Annotated in this window: 20 protein-coding genes; 11 read left to right on the forward strand and 9 right to left on the reverse strand. The window is 62.8% G+C overall.

Going from position 1 to position 21,244, the window contains the following annotated elements:
• Positions 1-28: 28 nt before the first annotated feature.
• Complete coding sequence (locus ACFVHU_RS13450; RefSeq protein WP_388024786.1) at positions 29-727, reverse strand: maleylpyruvate isomerase family mycothiol-dependent enzyme; 699 nt, start codon at positions 725-727, stop codon at positions 29-31.
• On the opposite strand from ACFVHU_RS13450, the gene ACFVHU_RS13455 reads away from it, so the two are divergent.
• Both ACFVHU_RS13455 and ACFVHU_RS13460 read left to right on the forward strand, forming a co-directional pair.
• The gene (locus tag ACFVHU_RS13455; RefSeq protein ID WP_388024788.1) at positions 726-908 is read left to right on the forward strand and encodes a hypothetical protein; all 183 of its coding nucleotides are present in this window, start codon (positions 726-728) and stop codon (positions 906-908) included. The two genes, ACFVHU_RS13450 and ACFVHU_RS13455, sit on opposite strands and share 2 nt — an antisense overlap.
• Positions 909-940: 32 nt before the next feature.
• Positions 941-2,725, forward strand: coding sequence for a plasmid pRiA4b ORF-3 family protein (locus ACFVHU_RS13460; RefSeq protein WP_388024790.1), 1,785 nt, complete (start codon positions 941-943; stop codon positions 2,723-2,725).
• 99 nt (positions 2,726-2,824) lie between these two features.
• Here ACFVHU_RS13460 and ACFVHU_RS13465 read toward each other — a convergent pair whose 3' ends face one another.
• The gene (locus ACFVHU_RS13465; protein WP_388024792.1) at positions 2,825-2,977 is read right to left on the reverse strand and encodes a hypothetical protein; all 153 of its coding nucleotides are present in this window, start codon (positions 2,975-2,977) and stop codon (positions 2,825-2,827) included.
• A gap of 98 nt (positions 2,978-3,075) precedes the next feature.
• The gene (locus tag ACFVHU_RS13470; protein WP_208294242.1) at positions 3,076-4,098 is read right to left on the reverse strand and encodes a LacI family DNA-binding transcriptional regulator; all 1,023 of its coding nucleotides are present in this window, start codon (positions 4,096-4,098) and stop codon (positions 3,076-3,078) included.
• A gap of 252 nt (positions 4,099-4,350) precedes the next feature.
• Here ACFVHU_RS13470 and ACFVHU_RS13475 point away from each other — a divergent pair, with 252 nt between their 5' ends.
• The 5 genes from ACFVHU_RS13475 to ACFVHU_RS13495 are packed head-to-tail and all read left to right on the forward strand — an operon-like array spanning position 4,351 to position 10,794.
• Complete coding sequence (locus ACFVHU_RS13475) at positions 4,351-4,698, forward strand: L-rhamnose mutarotase (protein ID WP_105656501.1); 348 nt, start codon at positions 4,351-4,353, stop codon at positions 4,696-4,698.
• A 33-nt stretch (positions 4,699-4,731) separates the two neighbouring features.
• A complete protein-coding gene (gene rhaI, locus ACFVHU_RS13480; RefSeq protein ID WP_105656500.1) occupies positions 4,732-5,904 on the forward strand; it encodes an L-rhamnose isomerase in 1,173 nt (390 codons plus the stop codon).
• A gap of 2 nt (positions 5,905-5,906) precedes the next feature.
• Complete coding sequence (locus tag ACFVHU_RS13485) at positions 5,907-7,214, forward strand: MFS transporter (RefSeq protein WP_332730802.1); 1,308 nt, start codon at positions 5,907-5,909, stop codon at positions 7,212-7,214.
• Between the two features lie 47 nt (positions 7,215-7,261).
• On the forward strand, positions 7,262-9,313 hold the full coding sequence (locus tag ACFVHU_RS13490) for a bifunctional aldolase/short-chain dehydrogenase (protein ID WP_133833975.1): 2,052 nt from the start codon (positions 7,262-7,264) through the stop codon (positions 9,311-9,313).
• Complete coding sequence (locus ACFVHU_RS13495) at positions 9,310-10,794, forward strand: rhamnulokinase family protein (RefSeq protein ID WP_105656499.1); 1,485 nt, start codon at positions 9,310-9,312, stop codon at positions 10,792-10,794. The genes ACFVHU_RS13490 and ACFVHU_RS13495 overlap by 4 nt, the downstream gene beginning before the upstream one ends.
• 65 nt (positions 10,795-10,859) lie before the next feature.
• On the opposite strand, the gene ACFVHU_RS13500 is transcribed toward ACFVHU_RS13495, so the two are convergent.
• The 4 genes from ACFVHU_RS13500 to ACFVHU_RS13515 form a co-directional block, all read right to left on the reverse strand.
• On the reverse strand, positions 10,860-11,516 hold the full coding sequence (locus ACFVHU_RS13500) for a class I SAM-dependent methyltransferase (protein WP_388024795.1): 657 nt from the start codon (positions 11,514-11,516) through the stop codon (positions 10,860-10,862).
• A 102-nt stretch (positions 11,517-11,618) separates the two neighbouring features.
• On the reverse strand, positions 11,619-13,436 hold the full coding sequence (locus ACFVHU_RS13505) for a cytochrome b/b6 domain-containing protein (RefSeq protein WP_388024796.1): 1,818 nt from the start codon (positions 13,434-13,436) through the stop codon (positions 11,619-11,621).
• A gap of 5 nt (positions 13,437-13,441) precedes the next feature.
• Positions 13,442-14,422, reverse strand: coding sequence for an electron transfer flavoprotein subunit alpha/FixB family protein (locus ACFVHU_RS13510; RefSeq protein ID WP_388024923.1), 981 nt, complete (start codon positions 14,420-14,422; stop codon positions 13,442-13,444).
• A 14-nt stretch (positions 14,423-14,436) separates the two neighbouring features.
• Positions 14,437-15,213: an electron transfer flavoprotein subunit beta/FixA family protein gene (locus tag ACFVHU_RS13515; RefSeq protein WP_105656495.1), complete on the reverse strand. Its 777-nt coding sequence runs from the start codon at positions 15,211-15,213 to the stop codon at positions 14,437-14,439.
• 402 nt (positions 15,214-15,615) lie between these two features.
• On the opposite strand from ACFVHU_RS13515, the gene ACFVHU_RS13520 reads away from it, so the two are divergent.
• Both ACFVHU_RS13520 and ACFVHU_RS13525 read left to right on the forward strand, forming a co-directional pair.
• On the forward strand, positions 15,616-16,725 hold the full coding sequence (locus ACFVHU_RS13520) for a hypothetical protein (protein WP_388024798.1): 1,110 nt from the start codon (positions 15,616-15,618) through the stop codon (positions 16,723-16,725).
• 88 nt (positions 16,726-16,813) lie between these two features.
• Positions 16,814-17,251: a hypothetical protein gene (locus ACFVHU_RS13525; protein ID WP_105662264.1), complete on the forward strand. Its 438-nt coding sequence runs from the start codon at positions 16,814-16,816 to the stop codon at positions 17,249-17,251.
• Positions 17,252-17,275: 24 nt separating this feature from the next.
• Here ACFVHU_RS13525 and ACFVHU_RS13530 read toward each other — a convergent pair whose 3' ends face one another.
• Together ACFVHU_RS13530 and ACFVHU_RS13535 are read right to left on the reverse strand one after the other, a co-directional pair.
• Positions 17,276-17,701 carry a DUF1801 domain-containing protein gene (locus ACFVHU_RS13530; RefSeq protein WP_105656492.1) on the reverse strand — a complete coding sequence of 142 codons (426 nt, stop codon included), beginning with the start codon at positions 17,699-17,701 and terminating at the stop codon, positions 17,276-17,278.
• A complete protein-coding gene (locus ACFVHU_RS13535) occupies positions 17,670-19,088 on the reverse strand; it encodes an MFS transporter (RefSeq protein WP_388024801.1) in 1,419 nt (472 codons plus the stop codon). The genes ACFVHU_RS13530 and ACFVHU_RS13535 overlap by 32 nt, the downstream gene beginning before the upstream one ends.
• 237 nt (positions 19,089-19,325) lie before the next feature.
• Between ACFVHU_RS13535 and benA the strand changes: the two genes are divergently transcribed.
• Both benA and benB read left to right on the forward strand, forming a co-directional pair.
• The gene (gene benA, locus ACFVHU_RS13540; protein ID WP_388024803.1) at positions 19,326-20,684 is read left to right on the forward strand and encodes a benzoate 1,2-dioxygenase large subunit; all 1,359 of its coding nucleotides are present in this window, start codon (positions 19,326-19,328) and stop codon (positions 20,682-20,684) included.
• A gap of 19 nt (positions 20,685-20,703) precedes the next feature.
• The gene (benB, locus tag ACFVHU_RS13545) at positions 20,704-21,234 is read left to right on the forward strand and encodes a benzoate 1,2-dioxygenase small subunit (protein ID WP_105656489.1); all 531 of its coding nucleotides are present in this window, start codon (positions 20,704-20,706) and stop codon (positions 21,232-21,234) included.
• Positions 21,235-21,244: the final 10 nt, after the last annotated feature.

Below are 21,244 nucleotides of genomic sequence, written 5' to 3' on the forward strand. Positions count from 1 at the left end.
GCGTGCTGACACGCCTGCCAGAAGATGGTTACCAGGAAGGCAAAACCGGAATCGGGCCATCGGCCTCGATATGCCGGGCCTGGCCGCGGGCCAGCCATTCGATCAAGCCTTCGCGGTCCGAGCGCACCTTCAGCGCGCCATCGCCGATGACCCATTCGTCGCCCTCTTCGGTCACCAGCGTCATGCCCGGAGCGTTCTTCACGCGCATAGTCCGCACGGCGGCCTCGACGGCGTTCTCCTGGGAATCCGGATCGGCTTCCTCGATGGTCCACGCGGTATCCAGATCATGGTGGTGGATGACCACCTCTGAGATGCGCAGGGCCACGATGGAGGTCGCCGGAATGATCTTGCCGTGAAGGTCCACCTCTTCCACGGCCAGTTCGCCGCTGAGCCGTTCGCACTGCTCGGCGAAGTATGCGGCGGCGTCCTGGAACTTCTTGACCAGTTCCTCGCGCGGCAGGGCCGCCAGCTCGTCGATCTCCGCGTCGCGGGCCTCGCGCGAGGCGTAGAGCTCCTGCGGTTCTCCGCTGGTGGCCCAGTCGATGAGCTTGACCAGGCTCCGGCCGTTGGAGGCCAAGTGCGCAATGACCTGCGCCCGGCTCCAGCCTTCGCACAGCGAGGCGGCGGCCATTTCTTCGCTGGACAGGGTTTCGATCGTGGCCGACATCATCGCGGTTTCGCGGTTGAGTCGTGACAGGTCCGAGTGCAAACGAGCAGTATTGATCATGAAGTCACCCTACCAACGCGGGCGCTCCAGCAGTACGGGTTACGCCATAGATATCGAAAGCGACTCGATTCATATCCGCGCCGTGCGGGCCCTGGCGGTGCCTGGCTGCGACGGCAGGAAGCTGTCCAGCAGAACACGTGCCAGGCATGCTTCTTCAGGAACCAGCAGCCACGTAGCCTAGGGGGAGAAGCAAACGACCAGGAAAGCAGTCCGATGGCGAAGAAAAAGAAGAAGCAGAAGCCCAAGCAGGGGCATCCGGCACGCCTGCAAGAGGGCGTCGTCTCCCTGGACCGGGTGAAGGTGGGGCGCGGCCTGGACGCGCTCACGCCGCAGTTCGTACGCTGGTTCTCCGAGAACCGCGATGACCCAGAACTGGCCCTGATGGTCCTTGCCGCAGTGCGCGAAACCCTGGGCATCTACGCCGAAGTCGTCGGCCTGGACAAGGTTACCGATTTTGATCCGCCCAAACTGCTGGCAGTGCTCAGCTCGATGATTGAATTCGAAGAGGCCGAGAATCCCGATGCCGCCGATAATGGGCTGGGAACCATGATCTATATGGCCTGGGCGGATTACGTCGAGTTCTTGCGCGATGCCGGTCTGTGGGAGCGCGAGGCCGAAAGCCTGGAGTGGTTCCGGAAGTCGCTGGAAGCCCAGGATCCATTCGCCGGTGATGACGGCATCGATGAAAACGATGAAATTGACGAGATCATGGCATCTGACGAGGCCTCTCAAGCGGCCCTGGCTGAAATCGCCGCCATGCCGATCAGCAAGCTGGGCCGTGCCTTCTTGGCTTGGACCCTCACCGAGGGCAAGAATCTGTGGGCCAGCTTGCCGGCGCCTGAATTCTTGGAAACGGCCGCAATAGCGCTCGCCGACCAGCTGCCTCCGGAAGTCCACGAATCGCGCAGGGGCCTGATGGTTGCGGTCGTGCTCTCGGCACTGGAATCGGTCAGCGCCATCAAGCTGCCCGAACAGGGCAAGCCGGAGCGCGGCGTGACGTACGAAGACATCATGCAGCATGAAGACGCCGACTCCTTCGAGCCGAACTTCTACTTCATCCAGGCCTGCCTGGACTCGTTGCTGGAAAAGCCGGAAGGCGGCGATGACGCCAGCCTTGAAGCCTGGGGGCTGGCAGCTTTCTGGATCGTCGAGGGGATCGAAGGCAACCCGCATCGCGTGGCTGACCCGCGAGATGATCAATGGTCGCCAAAGGTATGGGAAACCGCGCATGTGCGCATGCATGAACTGCGCGTACTTGGCCTTATCGAAGATGGCGAAGCGTACTCGGTGCCCACTATCGTCCGCCTGGCGATTACCGACGTTGAACAGGACCTGCTCGATGAGGATGAATTCGACGACACCGATCTCGACGCGATGTTCGGGCCGGACGATGACGAGCCGAAACGCCTGAAGCGCGAAACACCGTATACCGGCAAGGTGCTGCAGCTGAAGCTGACCCTCAAGGACGCCAAGCCGCCGATCTGGCGTCGCGTGCTGGTGCCCATGGACCTGAACCTTGGCGACCTGCACGACATCATCCAAGCGAGCTTCGACTGGTACGACGGGCACCTGCACAGCTTCTACGAGGGTGGCTTCGGCGGCACTTCATATGGTCCAGAGATTGACGACATGGACTACCAGAAGAACGAAGCGGAAACCCTGGTTTCCTCGTTGCTGCAGAAGGAAAAAGACCGCCTGGATTACCTGTACGACTTCGGGGACAACTGGGAAGTGCGCATCGACGTCGAGAAGATCCTGGATGCCGATGGCGGCCAGCTGCCGCGATGCACCGGCGGCCGGCGCATGGCTCCGATGGAGGACAGCGGCGGGATCGGTGGCTGGGAAGCCAAGCTGGATATTCTCGATGATCCGACGGACCCGGAGTACGAGGAAGTGCAAGACTGGCTTTCGAACTTCGGTTACGAAGAGGAATACGAGATCGATCCGGCGTATTTCAACAAGGACGAAGTCAATGCCCACCTGGAGTTCGAGTTCTAGGCGGCTGATTCAAGCCAGTGAACATGCCCGTGGGTTGCCAAACTTTCAAACTTGGCAACCCACGGGCATTTTTGGTTTTCGGCTGGTTGGCCCTCTGGCCTAGTCGTCGTCTAGCGCGGCTCCATGCGGCGTCGCTCCGCCTTCATCGGTCCAGTCCTGGCCAACTTCATTATTCAAAGCAGGGTCGGAAATGGTATCGGGCTCTTCGGCCTCTGCCTTGTGCAGTCGGGCTTCAGGGTTGTTCTCGCTCATAAATCCATCCCTCTCGTTGCTTGGAATGCCAACCTAGCAAGAACCGCTGGGCATCAGAAGCTGCAGAACCCGCTTTTCAGGAACCCCTAAGGTAAACGTCAGCGCGCTTGGCTCGGGGCCACAGTCGATGCACGGATAACGAGCTTGGGAGTGAAAACGAATTGCTCGCGGACCGCTTGATCGCCCGCTTCTGCTTCGCGCAGCAAGACGTCGACAGCGGTTCGCCCGATTTCTTCTGCTGGCTGGCGCACGGTGGTAATCGGGATGACGGCCGACTCGGCGAAGTCGATATTGTCGTATCCCACCAGAGCAATATCCTCGGGAACACTGAGTTCGCCGGACATCACCAGAGCCTGCAGGATGCCCAACGCGAGCAGGTCGTTGGCCGCAAAGATCCCGTCGGGGCGCTGTGCAGGATCCATGGCAAGAATACGCTCTCCGGCTGCCCGTCCTTCCAGCACAGTCAGGTTCTTGGTAGGCATGTGCTCCAGCACGGCATCCGGGGCTTGGGCCAATACCGATTGGGCTCCCGTTAATCGGTGCTGGACCTGTTCGATGCTCTGCGGTCCGCCGACGAAGGTGATCCGCTTTCTGCCAATGTCCAGCAGGTGCCGTACGGCAATTCTTCCGCCTTCCACATCGTCCACGGAGACCGATGAAAAGCTGCGGTCGCCACTTCCGCGGTCCACCAGCACCACTGGCGTGCCCGCTTCGCGGATCCGCCAGAGCCGGCTCAAGTCGCTGTGCAAGGGGGAGATGAGTACTCCGGCGACGCGTTGCTCTTCGAAGAGATCCAGCAGTTGCTGTTCGGTGCTCAGGGAATTGTCGCTGGCTCCCATCAGCACGGTGTAGCCGTTGTCCAGGGCACGATGCTGGGCGCCCTGGGTGACGTCCATGAAGAACGGGTTGCGTGCATCGAGGACGACGAGCCCGAAGCTCCGGCTGCGGCCGGCACGCAGTTGCCTGGCCGCATCGTTGCGGACAAAGCCGAGCTTCTCGATGGCTGCGGTGACCTTGGAAACGGTGTGTTCGGAAACAACCTGGGGCCGGTTGAGCACGTTGGAGACGGTGCCTACGGAAACGCCCGCCTCGGCGGCAACTTCCTTGACGCTGACGGCCACAGAGCTTTCCTGTTCTTCGGTGAGTTGTTCTTCTGCGAGTATAACTGGCGCACGGATGGGAACTGGAATCCCGACAGCTTTTTGAAAGGATTCAAAAGAATGCGGCATTCGCTCGACCGACCGCTTGCAATTCAAGTGTGACCTGCTCTACACTCGAATTTCGAAGCGATTGAAACGATTCATTTTTGTGCAAAGCGAATCGGATCGCACAGTTTTGCCCACCCAGTTCCAGCGGTCCGGAAGAGTAGTACGATGCGAGTTTGCTTTCAATTGCAGGTCAATCCCGACCTGATCGACGAGTATGTGTCGCGCCACCGGGAAGTGTGGCCGCAGATGCTCCAAGCCATCGAAGAAGCCGGGCGTCGCAACTACTCACTCTTTCTGCGCGAGGACGGGTTGCTGATCGGCTATTACGAAACCGATGACGACAGCGCTGCCCAGGCCGCCTTGGACTCCGACCCGCGCACCGCAGCGTGGGAAGCGGAAATGAGCCGATTCTTCCTCAGCCTGGGCGGCCGGCCAGATCAGCAAGCGCCGCGTCTGCGCGAGGTCTTCAATCTCGAAAACCAGCTGGCCGCACTTGCCGCATCCCAGCAGTAGAAGCCCGCAGAATTACTAGAAATGGAGAGTTCCATGAGCTCGAAGCTGAGCCCTGAGCACCTGCAAATCCTTGACCGCCTTGCCATCGAAGTCCCTTCCTGGGCCTATGGAAATTCGGGCACCCGCTTCAAGGTCTATTCGACCCCCGGGACCCCGCGCGATCCCTTCGAAAAAATCGCCGATGCGGCTGAAGTCAACCGATTGACCGGACTGGCTCCCTCGGTGGCCCTGCACATTCCGTGGGACAAGGTCGAGGACTTCACCGTGCTGCGCGAGCATGCGGAAGGCCTGGGCGTCAGCCTCGGAACCATCAATTCGAATACCTTCCAGGATGACGATTACAAGTTCGGCGCCTTGACCCATGAGGATCCGAAGATCCGCCGCAAGGCAATCGACCACCACCTCGAATGCATCGACGTAATGGATGCCACCGGAAGCCAGGATCTGAAAATCTGGCTGGCAGAGGGCTCGAACTATCCAGGCCAAGCGGATATGCGAGGGCGCCAGGACCGGCTAGGCGATTCGCTGGCCGAAATATATGCGCGGCTTTCCGGAGACCAGCGCCTGGTGCTGGAGTACAAGTTCTTCGAACCGTCCTTCTACCACACCGACGTGCCCGACTGGGGAACGTCCTATGCCCAGGTTGCGGCCTTGGGGGATCGGGCCATGGTTTGCCTGGACACCGGGCACCATGCGCCAGGCACCAATATCGAGTTCATCGTGATGCAGCTGCTGCGGCTTGGCAAGCTCGGATCCTTCGACTTCAATTCCCGCTTCTACGCGGATGACGACTTGATCGTTGGCTCGGCAGACCCGTATCAGCTGTTCCGCATCATGGCCGAGGTGATCCGCGGTGGCGGACTGGACCAGGACACGCCTGTGGCCTTCATGCTCGATCAGTGCCACAACGTGGAGAACAAGATCCTGGGCCAGATCAGAAGCGTCCAGAACGTGCAGGAAATGACGGCCCGGGCGTTGCTGATCGACCGCGTAGCGCTGACTGAAGCACAGATTTCCGGTGATGTCCTGGCCGCCAACGAGATCTTCATGGATGCCTTCTACACCGACGTGCGGGCCGACCTGGAAGCATGGCGCGCAACGCGCGGCCTGCCAGCCGATCCGATGCAGGCCTTCCGCACCTCCGATTACCAGAGCCGAATCGAAGCATCGCGCGCTGGTGGCGTGCAAGCAGGATGGGGAGCCTGATCATGAGCACCGCAGCAAAGAAGCGCGGCATCTCCGGGTGGAAAGCCACCATTGCCGTAGCCATGAGCAATTACATAGAAGCCGGAGCCATCATTGCGCTGGCCACCAGCCTCAGCCTGTGGCAGGGCGCGTTCGGATTCGACGACGCGCTGGTCGGTGTCATCGCTGCCGTGTCGGCCAACGCGTTCGGCGCGGCCCTGGGTGCACTGATCGGCGGACCGCTCTGCGACCGTCTGGGCCGCAAGTTCATCTATACCTACGACCTGATCGTGTTCATGGTCGGCGCCCTGATGATCACCTTCTCCTCCGGTACGAGCCTGCTGATCATCGGCGTGGTCCTCATGGGCATTGCCGTGGGCGCAGGCGTTCCAGCCTCCTGGACCTACATTGCCGAGGAGGCTCCGCAGGAATCGCGTGCTGCGCACGTGGGCACCGCTCAGCTGGCGTGGTCGATTGGCCCAGCCATCGGTTTCGCGCTGGCGATCCTGGTTGAGCCTTGGGGCGTGAACGGCTCCCGGGCAATCTTCTTCCATCTTTTCCTGATCGCCGCTGTCACTTGGTGGGTCCGCCGCGGATTGCCCGAGTCCAGGAGGTGGAAGGAGCAACGTGCCGCGGAAACGGCTGCTGGCGTGAAAGCCTCGTTCTTCTCCGGCATGCGCGGGCTGCTGGCCGACCGCCGCAACTGGAGCGCGCTCTTCTTCCTGCTCGGCGTCTATGGGCTATGGAATACCGTGGCAGGGCAGGCTGGCATTTTCCAGCCTCGCGTCTATGCTGCCGCTGGCGTTGAATCCGCTACCCAGCAGAACCTGCTCCAGGTGCTGGTCTGGGTGCTGACCGCCGCCGCAACCTATTTCGGATTCATGAAATACGGAGACCAGGTCTCGCGGCGTTGGCTCTACTTCGGTGGCGCCCTGCTGGGTGTTGCGGCCTGGACCGTGCTGATCTTCGCTCCTCCAGGTGCCTTCTCCCTGCTGTTCTACGCAGTGGCCTGGGGCATCTCGGCGGGTATCGGCGCGCAGGCTTTCTACGGGCTATGGACCGCGGAGCTCTTCGCCACGCGCTACCGCGCCAGTGCACAGGGCGTGCTGTTCATGCTTGCCCGGGTGCTTGTCGGCCTGCTCTCGTTGGTGTTCCCGGTACTGCTCACCAACCTGGGCTTGGAAAAGCTTGGCCTGCTGATCATCGGCCTGCTGGTCGTCGCGTTGCTGATCGGCACCATTTGGGCGCCGGAAACGCGCGGCAAGTCGCTGGAAGAGATCGAACTGGAGCGCTATGGATATGAAACCAGGGCCACCAAAGTCGACGCCTGAGAACCACTGCCCCCATGCACACTAACGAGTCGGAAGACAAGAACACCATGAGCAACACCATCGCGACACGCACCACCGCACAGGAACTGATTCAACGATCCAACCGGTTGGGTGCAGACAAGAAGAACACCAACTACGCCGGTGGAAACACCTCGGCCAAGGGCACCGCGAAAGACCCGGTCACCGGTGAGCAAATTGAGCTGCTCTGGGTCAAGGGATCGGGCGGGGACCTCGGCACGTTGACCGAAAAGGGGCTGTCGACCCTGCGCCTGGACCGCATGCGCTCGCTGGTGGACGCCTACCCGGGCGTGGAGCGCGAAGACGAGATGGTCGCGGCCTTCGATTACTGCCTGCACGGCAAGGGAGGCGCCGCGCCATCCATTGATACCGCAATGCATGGGCTGGTCAACGCAAACCACGTCGACCACTTGCACCCGGACTCCGGCATTGCCATTGCCACTGCCAAGGACGGCCGGGAGCTGACCGCAAGGATCTTCGGCGACAAGGTGGCTTGGGTTGACTGGCGCCGCCCCGGATTCCAGCTGGGACTGGATATTGCCGCGATCAAGGACGCCAATCCGCAGGCCGTGGGCTGCATCCTCGGCGGCCATGGCATCACCGCCTGGGGAGATACCTCCCAGGAATCCGAGTCCAACTCGCTGTGGATCATCGACACCGCCGCTGCCTACCTTGACGAGCACGGCGCACCGGAGCCCTTCGGTCCTGTGGTTCCCGGATTCGAGCCGCTGGACGAGGAGGAGCGCCGGACCCGCGCCGCCGCATTGGCCCCGAGCATCCGCGGCCTGGCCAGCACCGACAAGCCCATGGTGGGGCACTTCAGCGATGATCAGCGAGTCCTGGATTTCCTCTCGCGCCAGAAGCTGGCGCAGCTGGCGGCCCTGGGCACCAGCTGCCCGGACCACTTCCTGCGCACCAAGATCAAGCCGATGGTGCTGGATCTTCCCGCTACCGCAGGCGTATCGGAGCAGATCGCTCGCCTGGAAGAACTGCATGCGCAGTACCGTGCTGACTACCAGGCCTACTACGAGGCCCACAAGGACCTGGACTCTCCGGCGATGCGCGGGGCCGACCCGCTGATCGTGCTGGTCCCGGGCGTCGGCATGTTCTCCTATGGGGCGAATAAGCAGACCGCACGGGTCGCTGGCGAGTTCTACCTCAATGCCATCAACGTCATGCGCGGCGCCGAAGCGGTCTCCAGCTATACGCCGATTTCCGATGCCGAGAAGTTCCGCATTGAATACTGGGCGCTGGAGGAAGCCAAGCTGCAGCGCATGCCCAAGCCCAAATCCCATGCCGGGCGCATCGCCCTGGTCACCGGTGCCGCGTCGGGCATCGGCAAGGCCGTGGCGCAGCGGCTGGCAGCCGAGGGAGCCTGCGTGGTCATCGCAGACCTGGACCTGGACAAGGCGCAGGCCGCCGCGGCGGAGCTGGGTACAGCAGATGTGGCCGTTGGCGTCGCCGCCAACGTGGCCGATGCGCACGCCGTGCAACGTGCCATCGATGAGGCGGTGCTGGCATTTGGCGGATTGGACCTGGTGGTGAACAACGCGGGCCTCTCGCTTTCAAAGCCCTTGCTGGAAACCACCGAGGCCGACTGGGACCTGCAGCATGATGTGATGGCCAAGGGATCGTTCCTGGTTTCCAAGGCCGCGGCCAAGGTGCTGATCGAGCAGAAGCTCGGCGGCGATATCATCTACATTTCCTCCAAGAACTCGGTCTTCGCAGGTCCGAACAATATTGCCTACTCGGCCACGAAGGCCGACCAGGCGCATCAGGTGCGCTTGCTGGCCGTGGAATTGGGCGAGCATGGCGTGCGCGTGAACGGCATCAACCCCGATGGCGTAGTGCGCGGCTCCGGGATCTTCGCCTCCGGCTGGGGTGCCCAGCGTGCGGCGACCTATGGCGTGGCAGAGGAGGATCTGGGGCAGTTCTACGCAAACCGCACGATCCTGAAGCGCGAGGTCATCCCGGAGAACATTGCCGATGCCGTGTTCGTGCTGACCGGGCCGGAACTGACCCGGACCACCGGATTGCACATTCCGGTGGATTCCGGAGTGGCGGCAGCCTTCCTGCGATGAGCAAGCAAGCAGAGAGCGCGCCGGTCGCAGCTATCGACCTCGGCGCCACCAGCGGACGTGTCATGATCGGCCAGATGGTGGACGGGAAGCTCCAGCTCACTGCCGTCCACCGTTTCGCCAACGGACCGGTTCCGCTGTCGAGCCTGGAACCAGGGGCGCGGCAAGAAGCGCTGGCCTGGGATATCGATGAGCTCTGGGCGCAAATTCGCCACGGCCTCTCGCTGGCTTTCGCGCAGCGCGGGGATATCGCCAGCATCGGGGTGGACTCCTGGGCGGTGGACTATGCGTTGCTCAAGGACGGCAAGCGCCTGGGAGAAGTGCGGCATTACCGGGATCCGCGCAATGAGCGCGCGGTTGCTGCGCTGGAACAGAAATTCAGCCGGCGCGAGTTGTTTGCACGCAATGGGCTGCAATTCCTTCCGTTCAACACCGTGTACCAGTTGCAAGCCGAGAAGTTGGAAAACCGGTTGGCGAACGCCGAGGCGCTGCTGCTGGTTCCCGACTATTTCAACTGGATGCTCACAGGGCATCGGCGCAGCGAGTGGACGAACGCTTCCACTACCGGGTTGCTGAACCACAGCACCGGTACATGGGACGAGGATCTGGTTGCTGAACTGGGGCTTTCGGGAAAGCTCGCGCAGCTAGTGCACCCTGGCCAGCCGGTGGGCGCACTGCTGCCCGAGCTGGCTGCGGAATTCGGAGCCAGCCACGAAGTCCAGGTAGTGGCGGTCGCTTCCCATGACACGGCCAGCGCAGTGGTCGCGACCCCGCTCTCCAGCGGGCAATCCGCCTATATCTCTTGCGGAACGTGGGGATTGGTTGGTGTGGAGCTGGACCGCCCGGTACTCACCGAGCAAGCGCATCAAGCGGGATTCACCAACGAGCTGGGGCTGGATTCCAGTGTCCGGTTCCTGAAGAACGTCGCCGGAACCTTTCTGCTCAGCGAGTCGATCCGCCAATGGAACGACGACGCGGAAGCCGCCGGAAGGGAAGAAACCAGCTTGGAGCAGCTCCTTGCCGAGGCCGCGGAATTGCCTGTTCCGCAGGTGCTGATCGATCCTCAAAGCGAGCGGTTCCTGGCTCCTGGCCAGATGGCCCAGCGCATCTGCGATGCGGTGGAAGCCGCCGGCGGGCAGCGCCCGTGCTCACCTGCCGAAGTGATCAGGGTGGTCGTCGAGTCGCTGGCTCAGAGTTTCGCCCGCCAAGCTGCAGAAGCCGCGCGGTTGGGTGGATTCGAGCTGGAGAACATCCATATTGTCGGAGGCGGCTCGCAAGGCCAGCTGCTGTGCCAGCGCACTGCAGACCATGCGCGCGTGCCGGTCATTTCCGGACCCGTGGAATGCACCGCCCTGGGCAACGTGCTCGTGCAGTTGCAAGCGGCTATGCCTGCGGGCGGTGATGCATTGAACCTGCGCGACGTGGTGCGCGACTCGGTGCCGCTAGGCGCCTACGCCCCGTCGCAGGCCCTGAAGCTGGCCTAGATCCGTGTGGGATATCTAGGCCGTCGTTGACCCTCCAGCCCGATGGGGCTGGAGGGTCGAACTTTTTACACCTTGCGCTGCACGAATACCACGGCATCCTCCAGGGTCGCCGGATTGCCATCGGGACCGATGATGGTGCGTTCGCGGACCTCGGCGCACAGCACCTCCCACTGCGCCGGATCCAGAGCCAAAGCTTCCAGTTCCTTTTCGGGGCTGGGGAACACGGGCATCTGGTGATCGGGCTTGCTGGCGAAGGACGGCATCGATGCATGGGACAGGGCCAGCAGGTGGCCGCCGGGTGCGACCAGGGTCGCTGCCTTGCGCAGGAAGCTGGCGCGAGGGAATTCAAAGGGTGCCTGGAAGAAGCTCAAGGTCACCAGGTCGAAGGTTTCCCCGGTATTCCACGCAGCCAGATCCGAGGCGATGAAGCGGGTCTGCCCCGCGTCCAGACCGTGCTTGGCCGCTTCTTCCTGCGCGCGCTTCACCGCGGTGGGCGAGATGTCGACCCCGGTAGCCTTCCAGCCATGGGAGGCCAGCCACAGCGCATCGCCTCCCTCCCCGCAGCCGATATCCAGCGACGTGCCGGGGGCCAGCGGGGCGACAAGGTTCTCGATGACCTGGTTGACCTTGCCTGACCAGACCCGCTCGGACTGGCCGTAGTGGTTCTCCCAGAAGGCGACATCATCATGTTCTTTGGTGTGGTGTTCGTGGTGTTGGCTCATTTTCGTTGTTCCCCATTCGTCAGTAAGGCCGTTGTTATCGACCCTACTGACGATCGACCCCATGCGCGATCAGTTTTGCGCCAGAGGCAAGAATCGCTGCTCCTACCTTGCACTGACCTTGCCGAAGAGCCGGGCAATGGATGCGAGGATCATTGGCCGGCAGGCCAGCCAGGCGCCGGCGATTACGAGCAGCGAGAGCGCGAAGAAGAGCAGTCCGGTCCAGTTATCCGCGTACGCGGCTGGATCCGTGGAACCCTGGGCCGCGTACATGTGGTTCAGGTTGCGCAGCGCCCCGGTGGAGAACACCAGGATCACGTGCACGAGGATGAACACAGCGAAGTACAGCATGGTTGGGAAGTGCAGCGCGCGGGCAACCTCGATCGGGTACTTCGCGGTCAGTGCTGGCATGTTCTTCGGCCAGAAGGCGCTGAGCCGGAAGCCGGTGATCGCCGCGACCGGGGCCGCGATGAACACGGTGGTGAAGTAGGCCAGCTGCTGCAGCGAGTTGTAATTCACCCAGCCGTTTTCGGTGGGCCAATCCAGCGTCAGGTACTGCAAGGCCGCCGAAATCGCGTTGGGGAAGACCTCCCAAGACGTCGGGACGATGCGCATCCAGTGGCCTGTGGCGAACAGCAGCACGAGGAACACCAGGCCATTGATGATCCACAGCAGGTCAAGACCCTGATGCAGCCAGAGGTTGATGCTCACCTTCGGGCTGCGCTTCGACGACCAATAGGCAGGCGGCTTCTTCTGGTGCCTGACCAGCATGCCAGAACGGATGATCAGGACCATCAGGAAGAAGTTGAAGAAGTGGTTCCATGCCAGCCAGCCAGGGAACCCGAGAGGTGCCGAGTCCGGCAGGTGGTACTCACCCGGGTAGCGTTCCATGAATGACTCCACGGCATCGATGCCGGCAATGCCGCGGGCAACGAGCACCACGGCAGTGGCGATGCCCAAGGCGCAGAATGCGCCAAGGATTCCAGCCAGCACCCACTGCTTGGTCGTCAGCGGGCCATGCTTGGCCGCTTCTTTCTTGCTCTTCGCCGCTGCCTGGGGTGCCGGCTTGCTCGCGCGCCCGGGGGTCAGCGCGTTACTTGCCGCGGCTGCTGGCGCGGCAGGTTCCTGCGCACCCATGCGGGTACGGGCAGAAGCAGCCTGCACCTCGGCGGCCGCAGGCTCCGAGACCAGCGCGGCGCCGGATGCCTGGCCCACCGGATCCGCGGGTGCTGCCTCTGCCCTCGGCGGGATGGCCGGTGCGGCCTGGGCCTGGGCAGCTTCCGCAACCGGTGCCGGCGGGAGCGCAGGCGCTGGAGCCGCTGGAGCTGCGGCAACAACGGGAGCTGCCACGAATGAACTTGGCGGCCACGGTTCTGCACCGGCGGTGCGCGGCAGGCCACGGCGAACTGCTGGTGCCCCGGCACTGGAAACCGCTGTGGCCGGGGCGGTACCCGCGGTGGCAACTGGTTCGGGGGCCGCCGGCGCTGATTCAGCTACCGGTTCGGCAACCGGTTCGCCAACTAGCTCGGCAACCGGCTCAGGTGCTGGTGCAGCGGAAGCGTTCTGCGATGCGGCTGGAGCGTTCGCGGCGACCGGCGTTCCCGCAGGCGGCCACGGTCCGCCGCCGGCAACCCGTGGCAGGCCCTGGCGAAGAAGCCCGGCAACCGCGCCCTGATCTGCAACAGGTTCCGCGGCCGGTGCGCTGGCTGCGGAACTAGCAGATGCTTGGCCAGGCGTTGGTTCCGCAGGCACCGACGGGCCAACGGGCTGGTCGAGAACTGGTTCTGCAGCATCCTCGACCGCGCTAGGCCCTGCCGGGACCGCGGCGCCTGCAGCGGGAGCGAACAGCTCGGCTGGCGGCCAGGGATCGCCGCCGGCCACGCGCGGCAGCCCCTGGCGGATGGATTGGTTTGGTGCGTTCATGGCGATCAGGCCTTGCGTGCTTCCAAGGCGGAAATCAGTTGGGGCACGACCTTGAAGACATCCCCCACCACGCCGAAGTCGGCGATCTCGAAGATCGGTGCATCGGCATCCTTGTTGATGGCGATGATGGTCTTGGCGGTCTGCATGCCCGCCTTGTGCTGGATGGCTCCGGAAATGCCCAGTGCCACGTACAGCTGGGGAGAAACTGCCACGCCGGTCTGGCCCACCTGGGCGGCATGCTCGACGTATCCGGCATCCACCGCCGCACGCGACGCGCCCACGGCAGCACCCAAGGCATCGGCCAGCTGGTGCACCAGGTCGAACTGCTCCGCGCTGCCCAACCCGCGGCCACCGGAGACCACGCGTGCCGCGGAACGCAGCTCGGGACGGGTGGATGCCGTTTCGGCCGTTCTCAGTTCCTTGACCTCGACCTCCGGCTTGGCGCTGGCGGCTACCTCCAGCGGGATCGCGCTCGCCGGTTGGGCCTGGGCACGCTCTTCGATGCTGCCCACGCGCACGGTGATCACCGGCGCGCCGAAGGTCGGGGCGCTGTGGGTCGAATACGCGCCGCCGTAGATCGAGTGGGCTGCGATGATTCCCTGGTCATCACGCGAAACACCGAGCGCATCGACGCTCAGCGCCAAGCGGTGGCGCACCGCGAAGCGTGCGGCCACTTCGCGCGAAGCCAGGGTATGCCCCAGCAGTACGGCTTGTGGCTGGATTTGCGCGAAGGCCTGCTGCAGCGCGTCAGCCATCGGCGCGGTCAGCACCGGAGAATCGACGGCGGCGGTGAGTACCTGCGCGGCGCCAGACTCGCTGGCTTGCGCCGCCAGGGTATCAAGGGATCCGGCCGGAGCGGCGAGAAGCGCTACCGGGGTGCCCACGGCAGAGGCGGCGCCGAGCAGTTCCGCGTGGTTCTTGGCCAGCGTTCCAGTGGCCGTGGTCTCGAGGAAAACAAGAATTGAATCAGAAGCAAAGGAAGTCATGGTTTTCTTTCCGCTCACACCAGGTTGTTCTTGACGAGGAATTCGGCCACTGCGTTACCGGCATCGCCGTCATCGGCAATGACAGTTCCGGCGGTGCGGGGCGGGCGCTGGGCCACCGAAACCATGATGGAACGCGCAGTATCCGCAGGCAGGGACTCGACGCCCAAATCGGCCAGGGACAGGGACTCGACCGGTTTCTTCTTCGCGGCCATGATGCCCTTGAAATTCGGGAAGCGGGCATCTGGCAATGCCTCGGTGATCGAAGCGACCGCTGGCAATGGAGCGCTGATCTGGGCGGCAGCGCCATCCAGCTCGCGCAATCCGCTGATAGCGCCGTCGGCAATTTCTACCGAGGACAACGAGGTCGCCGCCGGAAGATCAAGCAGCTCGGCCAGCATGACCGGGAGCATGCCCGCGGAGCCGTCGGTGGACATGTTGCCGGTGAGGACCAGATCGTAGCTGCCTCGGCGCAAAGCCGCCGCCAGGACCTGCGCGGTGAGGACCAGATCGGCGCCGAGAAGCTCCTCGTCGCTGATATGCACGGCGCTGGCAGCACCCATGGCCAAACCCTTGCGCAGGGTGGCCTGAGCTGAATCCGGGCCCATGGTCAGCACGGTGATTTCAGTTCCAGGGTTCGCATCAGCATGCTTCAGCGCAACTTCCAGGGTCCGCTCGCCGATTTCATCGAGCACCACTTCTGAAGCGGCACGGTCGGCCAGGCCGGTCTCCAGATCCAGCAGGCGGTCCTCTCCGGTATCTGGGACTTCTTTGATCAAAACCGCGATCTTCATTATTTTCTCCCTCTTATCGCAGTAGCATCTGCCAGGACAGCCGATGGCCGGAAATCACCAATGATCCGGGGCTTCGCGGACCACTGAAGCGGCCCCCGCCGAAACTACTAGGAAATCCAAGTTCATTAATAGGCCACGGCGCAGATTTTCTGTAGAGCTGAAAGCATTGTGTCGCAGGCTACATCTGTCTTTGCTGTTCATCTTGTCGGATTCAGCGCCATTGGTCAATGAAAGTGGACAAGAAAACAGCAAGTGAGCACCTTGAACACCAAAGGTCTACGGTCCTGCGGGGTCATCCGGGCATGCTTCCACGCAGGTGAGCCGCATCGCGCTATTCGCCCGGCTTCGGGCGGGCACCGTAGGCTTTAACCAGAGACCAATTTCGGAACCAAAGGACGGCTCATGGCCAGCAAAAAGCGTCAAGGCAAGAAGAACTCGGGCGCAGGGAATCCTGCCAAGGCGGCAGCGCGCGGCCGCAGCGTGTTCCTGATCCAGGCTGAACAGCAGATCAATGCGCTTCGCCAGGACTACACAACTTGGGTAGCGCAGCAGGTTCCTGCCTTTTCGCCTGAACAGGCGGCGCAGGCAGCGGGCATGCAGCTGGACGTCATCGGGCAGATCGCCGGCCAGTACGCCGAGAACGCCCGCAGCTCGAACCTGTTCGACCTGGACATCGATGTCTTCGGCGAGACTCTGGCCGAGCACCTGGGCAACCTGCCGGAATCCTTGGCTCCGGAGCCGATCTTCACCACATGGCTGGAATACTTCAGCTTCATCGAGCAGCGCATGCTCTGGCAGGGCCCTGCGGAGAACCTCGAAGCCCTGCGCGAGATGCTGGAAGATACGCTCAATGGTTTTGCCGAGGGCGACGCGGAGCTATGCGGATTGCTGCGCGAAACCAGGTTGTTCAGCCAGGTCAAGGCCTATGCCCAGGCGGTGGCCGAAGGCGTGGACATGGAGGACTTCAGTGCAGCAGCCGAAGCGCCGCGCGCCAAGGTATTGACTGCCGTTGGCCTGGATGCCGAAACCTTCGACCCGGAAGGCCCGGCGCCACTAGCCTTCAACTACATCTGGAGCGCCGGCCGGATGTCCGTCGTGGAGTCGGAAGGATCGGTGTTGCGCACGGATCCGGACGCCTACGAATTGCTGGTTGCCGGCGAGGAAGCGGGCAGCGCGCAGCTGCTCTTCGAGATGGCTGTCGGCTGCGTCCAGGCGCACCTGAACCCGACCTTCGATGTCACCTTGCGGGATGAAGCCCATTACCTGGTGCTGCGTAACCTGCTGGTCACCGCATCCACCGGCCGCGAAGGGGACTTGGAGGGCCTGCGCCGCAACTGCGGTCCGAAGATCTACGATGCCGTGCTTCCAGAAGCCCGCATCGCCATGGATTCCTTGGTCGGCTACGGTCTGATTTCCAAGGACGGCGAGCGCTACAGCATCGACGAGCGCCTGGTTCCGGTCATCTCCGCCGGCATCTCAGAGGTCGAGGCCTTCTTCGAAGAAGCCGAATAAGGCAGGGGATGATACCCGCAGAGGCACCAGTCTGCGGGTATCATCCAACCTAGGAAGATATTCGCTAGTAGCAAGCAGGCAATCGCTAATGGGCAAGAAAATCAGTTGGCCAATGAGCTGGCTGGCTGCAGCCAGCGGGATCCTCTTTGCGGTGCTGCTGCTGATCGTGGATCCGCTGATCGCGGATGCCCCATGGTGGTCCGAACCCGACCTGTGGGTGCCCTTGGCGTTCCCGCTGCTTCCATGGCTGGCAGTTGCCGGCGTGATGGCATGGCTGGGAAGCGCAACCGAGCGCTGGCTGCACGCTCTGGTGTTCAGCTTCAGCGCCCTGGCCGCCGGGGTGATTCCCGGCCTTTTCTGGACGCTACTGCTCTTTGACGCTTTCCCGGATTCCGCCAGCCCGCAGCTTCCCATGGCCGTCTCGCTATTCTCGGGTGCGGTGGCAATTGTGCTGGGTGCAGTTGCAGGCGGGCGGGCAATTTTCAGGCGTTTCAGGAAGGCCCGGCTGGCCGCCGTGGCGAACTAGGCGGCGGAGCTAAGCCCCTGGAGGCTATCGAGCCTGGTCGTCCTGCCGCGAGGCAGCGATGGAGATCAGTTTCCGCAGCACCTCCAGGTCGATGTCCTCCAGCTTTTTCACGTACACGCAACCGGCTCCCTCGGTGTATTTGCCCAGCTGCGGCAAGAGCTGGGCGCCCTCGGGAAGGTCCTTCAGCCCGTAGAGCGAGAGCTGGGCCTTGCGCGGCGAGAAACCGGTCTTGGGCCAGATGCCCGTGGTGCGCGCATTGGCAGGGGAGATGTAGGTGTAGCTTCCGTAGCCCACCATGCTCGGTCCCCACATCACCGGCTGCTCGCCGGTGGCTTCGCGGAAGATGCGGTCCAGTTCGTGGCCGTCAACCCGGCGCTTGGCCGGGGTTGCCGCCTCAATGAATTCCTCCACGCTGGCCTCAGTTGGAAGGGTCTTCTGACTTGTTGGCAAGTGATGCCTCCTCGGGTGCTCCAGGTGATTCGGCCTGGAAAATTGTCGACAGCTTGCGGTACTGGCTGGTGCCCATGGCCAGCAGCGCCACCACAATCATGATCAGCCCGCCGGCCAGGAATATCAAGGCGATGCCGCGCGCCTCGCCTTGCCCCACCAGCCAGCCGAATCGGTCGTCGCCCGCTGGCGAGCGCATGAAGGGGATGACCAGGTACTGGGCAATCGGCGCGATCAGGAAAGCGGTAATCGGCGCCGCGGCGGCTTCCATCATCTGGGCGAAGCCGAACACCCGGCCCTGGCGGCGGAAGGTGACCACCTTCTGGATCACCGTTTGCTCCGAGGCTTCCACCGCCGGGATCAGCATCATGTAGAGCCAGATGCCCAGCACATAGAGCCACGTCCATTCGCGGATGGTGAAGATCGCGCCGAGGAATCCCATGACGGCAACCAGCAGGAGCATGGTGCGGATCGGGTTGGCCCCCAGACCGAACTTGGCGATGGCCAAGCCGCCGATGATGAAGCCGGTGGATGCCAGCCCGAAGGTGATGCCCCAGGCTTCGACCGGCATGATGGTCAGCCCGTAGGGATCCATCAGCGCCATGTAGGTGCCGCCGATGAAGTTGTTGAACATCGAGAAGATGATCAGCGCGAATAGGCCAGGGATGGCCATCACTGTAGTGAAGCCCAGGCGCAGGTCGCTGGTCTTGGTCCGCCCCTCCTCCTTTTCCGGTTCCTCCTCCGGGATGGAGATGCCCAAAAGGTGCAGCATCGTGACCACGACCATCACGATGGCAATGGCCAGCGTCCATCCCATCCCCAGCAGTCCGATGGACAGCCCGGAGAACACGCTGGTGATGATGAAGGCGATGCCCTGCACCGTGCCCACCAGCCCGTTGGCGTTGGCATGGCGCTCGACCGGGATCAGCAAGGTGACCGTCGTGGACAGCGCGATGCCTCGCATCTGCTCCACGATCGCGCCGAACAGGATGACCAGGCAGAAGATCCAGAACTGCCATCCGCCGATATCCAGGATGTCCTTCGTGGGCAGCCAGAGGTAGATCAGCCCAGCCAGGGAAAAGGCCACAGCGGTGATCATCGCGGAGAAGACGAAGACCGATTTCTTGCGGTGGTTGTCCACGATCGTCCCGAAAACCATGGAGAACACGGAGATCAGCAGCATGAATGCGCCGCCGATGATGCCGGTGGCCATGACGTTCTCGGTCTCCAGGTACACCCAGAAGGTCAGCGCGAACCACAGGTAGCTGGTGGTGAGGTTCGCGACGGCGGTGTTGACCAGGATGTGCATGAAAGAGCGCTGGCCCTGCGGCGGAACTTCGGGGTTCTGGCCGTGGGCCGGCGGGAGATCAGGGGGTCCTTCATCGCGCATGGGCAAGCCTGCTTCGAAAAAGTGGCTGGTGGTCGTAGCAAAAGAATACGCCGATGCATTGATAGGCAACAGGTGTGAATTCAGACGATCGAAAACATAGTAGTCAGATGCCTAGCCCAAGCCTAGGCATAACCCTAGTGTGACCGCCCGCACTTTCTGCCAAGGTTGAATCCATGCAAACCGGCTGCAGCGGTTTCCCCTTTAAACGAGCATTGAATGGACGGAGCACACCACGCCATGACCGAGACCCTGAACGAGGTATCCAGCCTGCTGGATAACGCGCTGGTTGACAGCCCGGAAACCGGAGAGTTCCGCGCCAACCGAAATATCTTCACCGACGAAGAGATTTTCGAGATGGAAATGAAGCACATCTGGGAAGGCAACTGGGTGTACTTGGCCCACGAGTCCCAGATCCCGAACATCGGCGACTACTACACCACCAACATCGGCCGCCAGCCCATCATCATCTCGCGCAACAAGCAGGGCGAACTCAACGCGCTGATCAACGCCTGCAGCCACCGCGGAGCCATGCTCTGCCGGCGCAAGACCGATAACCGCACCACCTTCACCTGCCCGTTCCATGGCTGGACCTTCAACAACTCCGGCAAGCTGCTCAAGGTCAAGGATTCGCGGGGAGCTGGCTACCCGGAGCAGTTCAACAAGGACGGCTCCCACGATTTGACCAAGGTCGCCCGTTTCGAGAACTACCGCGGTTTCCTCTTCGGCTCGCTGAACGCCGATGTCCTGCCGCTGGAAGAGCACCTGGGCGAGGCCACGAAGATCATCGACATGATGGTTGACCAGTCCGAAGAAGGCCTGGAAGTGCTGCGCGGCGCCTCGACCTACACCTATGACGGCAACTGGAAGCTGCAGGCGGAGAACGGCGCTGACGGCTACCACGTATCGGCCACCCACTGGAACTACGCCGCCACCCAGGCCCGCCGCGCCAACGGCGAATCCTCCAACGACACCAAGACCATGGACGCCGGCGGCTGGGACAAGCAGAAGGGCGGCTACTACTCCTTCGAGCACGGCCACCTGCTGCTGTGGACCGAATGGCTGGACTCGGCCAACCGCCCGCTGGCCGAGAAGCGCGACGAGCTGGTTGCCAAGTTCGGCGAAGCCAAGGCCGACTGGATGATCGGCATTTCGCGCAACCTGTGCCTGTACCCGAACGTGTACCTGATGGACCAGTTCGGCTCGCAGATCCGCGTCTTCCGGCCGATCTCCGTGGACAAGACCGAGGTGACCATCTACTGCTTCGCCCCGGTGGGCGAGTCGGACACCGCGCGCGCGGCCCGCATCCGCCAGTACGAGGACTTCTTCAACGCCTCGGGCATGGCCACCCCGGATGACCTGGAAGAATTCCGCTCCTGCCAGAAGACCTACCTGGCCACCTCGGCGCAGTGGAATGACCTCTCGCGCGGCCAGGCCCACCAGATCACCGGCCCGGATGAGAACGCGGACAAGGTGGGCCTGAAGCCCATCTCCTCCGGAGCGCGCACCGAGGACGAGGGCTTGTACCCGATCCAGCACGGCTACTGGCTGCAGACCATGCGCCAAGCCGTGGATAACGAACGCGAAGCACAGAACTAAGGTCGAAGGGACAAGACAGATGAGCACCATCGCACTGACCGAGGCGCCGACTTCCAACGGCGCAGTCACCACCGCGGATATCGCGCAGTTCCTCTACCAGGAAGCCCGCTTCCTCGATGACCGCGACTTCGACCGTTGGCTGGACTGCTACCACCCGGAAGCCACCTTCTGGATGCCGGCCTGGGCCGATGACGAGCAGCTGACCGAAGATCCGCAGCGCGAGATCTCGCTGATCTACTACGCTAACCGCGGCGGCCTGGAAGACCGCGTCTTCCGCATCAAGACCGACCGCTCCTCGGCCACCTCGCTGCCCGAGCCGCGCACCGGGCACAACATCACCAACGTGGAGATCGTTGCAGTGGACGGCGACAAGGTGGACATCCGCTTCAACTGGTTCACCCTGTACTACCGCTACCAGAACGTGGACACCTACTTCGGCACCTCGTTCTACACGATCGACTACTCCGGCACTGCGCCGGTGATCACCGCGAAGAAGGTCGTCCTGAAGAACGACTACATCCACCACGTCGTGGACATCTACCACATTTAAGCGACACCCA

It is taken from the genome of Glutamicibacter sp. NPDC127525 (assembly GCF_042672105.1).
Classification (GTDB): domain Bacteria; phylum Actinomycetota; class Actinomycetes; order Actinomycetales; family Micrococcaceae; genus Glutamicibacter.

Bases quoted from the DNA above. Each gene is read 5' to 3' on its own strand.
- ACFVHU_RS13455 (WP_388024788.1), top strand. From the start codon at position 726: ATGAAGTCACCCTACCAACGCGGGCGCTCCAGCAGTACGGGTTACGCC.
- ACFVHU_RS13450 (WP_388024786.1), bottom strand. From the start codon at position 727: ATGATCAATACTGCTCGTTTGCACTCGGACCTGTCACGACTCAACCGC.
- ACFVHU_RS13460 (WP_388024790.1), top strand. From the start codon at position 941: ATGGCGAAGAAAAAGAAGAAGCAGAAGCCCAAGCAGGGGCATCCGGCA.
- ACFVHU_RS13465 (WP_388024792.1), bottom strand. From the start codon at position 2,977: ATGAGCGAGAACAACCCTGAAGCCCGACTGCACAAGGCAGAGGCCGAA.
- ACFVHU_RS13475 (WP_105656501.1), top strand. From the start codon at position 4,351: ATGCGAGTTTGCTTTCAATTGCAGGTCAATCCCGACCTGATCGACGAG.
- rhaI (WP_105656500.1), top strand. From the start codon at position 4,732: ATGAGCTCGAAGCTGAGCCCTGAGCACCTGCAAATCCTTGACCGCCTT.
- ACFVHU_RS13485 (WP_332730802.1), top strand. From the start codon at position 5,907: ATGAGCACCGCAGCAAAGAAGCGCGGCATCTCCGGGTGGAAAGCCACC.
- ACFVHU_RS13490 (WP_133833975.1), top strand. From the start codon at position 7,262: ATGAGCAACACCATCGCGACACGCACCACCGCACAGGAACTGATTCAA.
- ACFVHU_RS13495 (WP_105656499.1), top strand. From the start codon at position 9,310: ATGAGCAAGCAAGCAGAGAGCGCGCCGGTCGCAGCTATCGACCTCGGC.
- ACFVHU_RS13500 (WP_388024795.1), bottom strand. From the start codon at position 11,516: ATGAGCCAACACCACGAACACCACACCAAAGAACATGATGATGTCGCC.
- ACFVHU_RS13505 (WP_388024796.1), bottom strand. From the start codon at position 13,436: ATGAACGCACCAAACCAATCCATCCGCCAGGGGCTGCCGCGCGTGGCC.
- ACFVHU_RS13510 (WP_388024923.1), bottom strand. From the start codon at position 14,422: ATGACTTCCTTTGCTTCTGATTCAATTCTTGTTTTCCTCGAGACCACG.
- ACFVHU_RS13515 (WP_105656495.1), bottom strand. From the start codon at position 15,213: ATGAAGATCGCGGTTTTGATCAAAGAAGTCCCAGATACCGGAGAGGAC.
- ACFVHU_RS13520 (WP_388024798.1), top strand. From the start codon at position 15,616: ATGGCCAGCAAAAAGCGTCAAGGCAAGAAGAACTCGGGCGCAGGGAAT.
- ACFVHU_RS13525 (WP_105662264.1), top strand. From the start codon at position 16,814: ATGGGCAAGAAAATCAGTTGGCCAATGAGCTGGCTGGCTGCAGCCAGC.
- ACFVHU_RS13535 (WP_388024801.1), bottom strand. From the start codon at position 19,088: ATGCGCGATGAAGGACCCCCTGATCTCCCGCCGGCCCACGGCCAGAAC.
- benA (WP_388024803.1), top strand. From the start codon at position 19,326: ATGACCGAGACCCTGAACGAGGTATCCAGCCTGCTGGATAACGCGCTG.
- benB (WP_105656489.1), top strand. From the start codon at position 20,704: ATGAGCACCATCGCACTGACCGAGGCGCCGACTTCCAACGGCGCAGTC.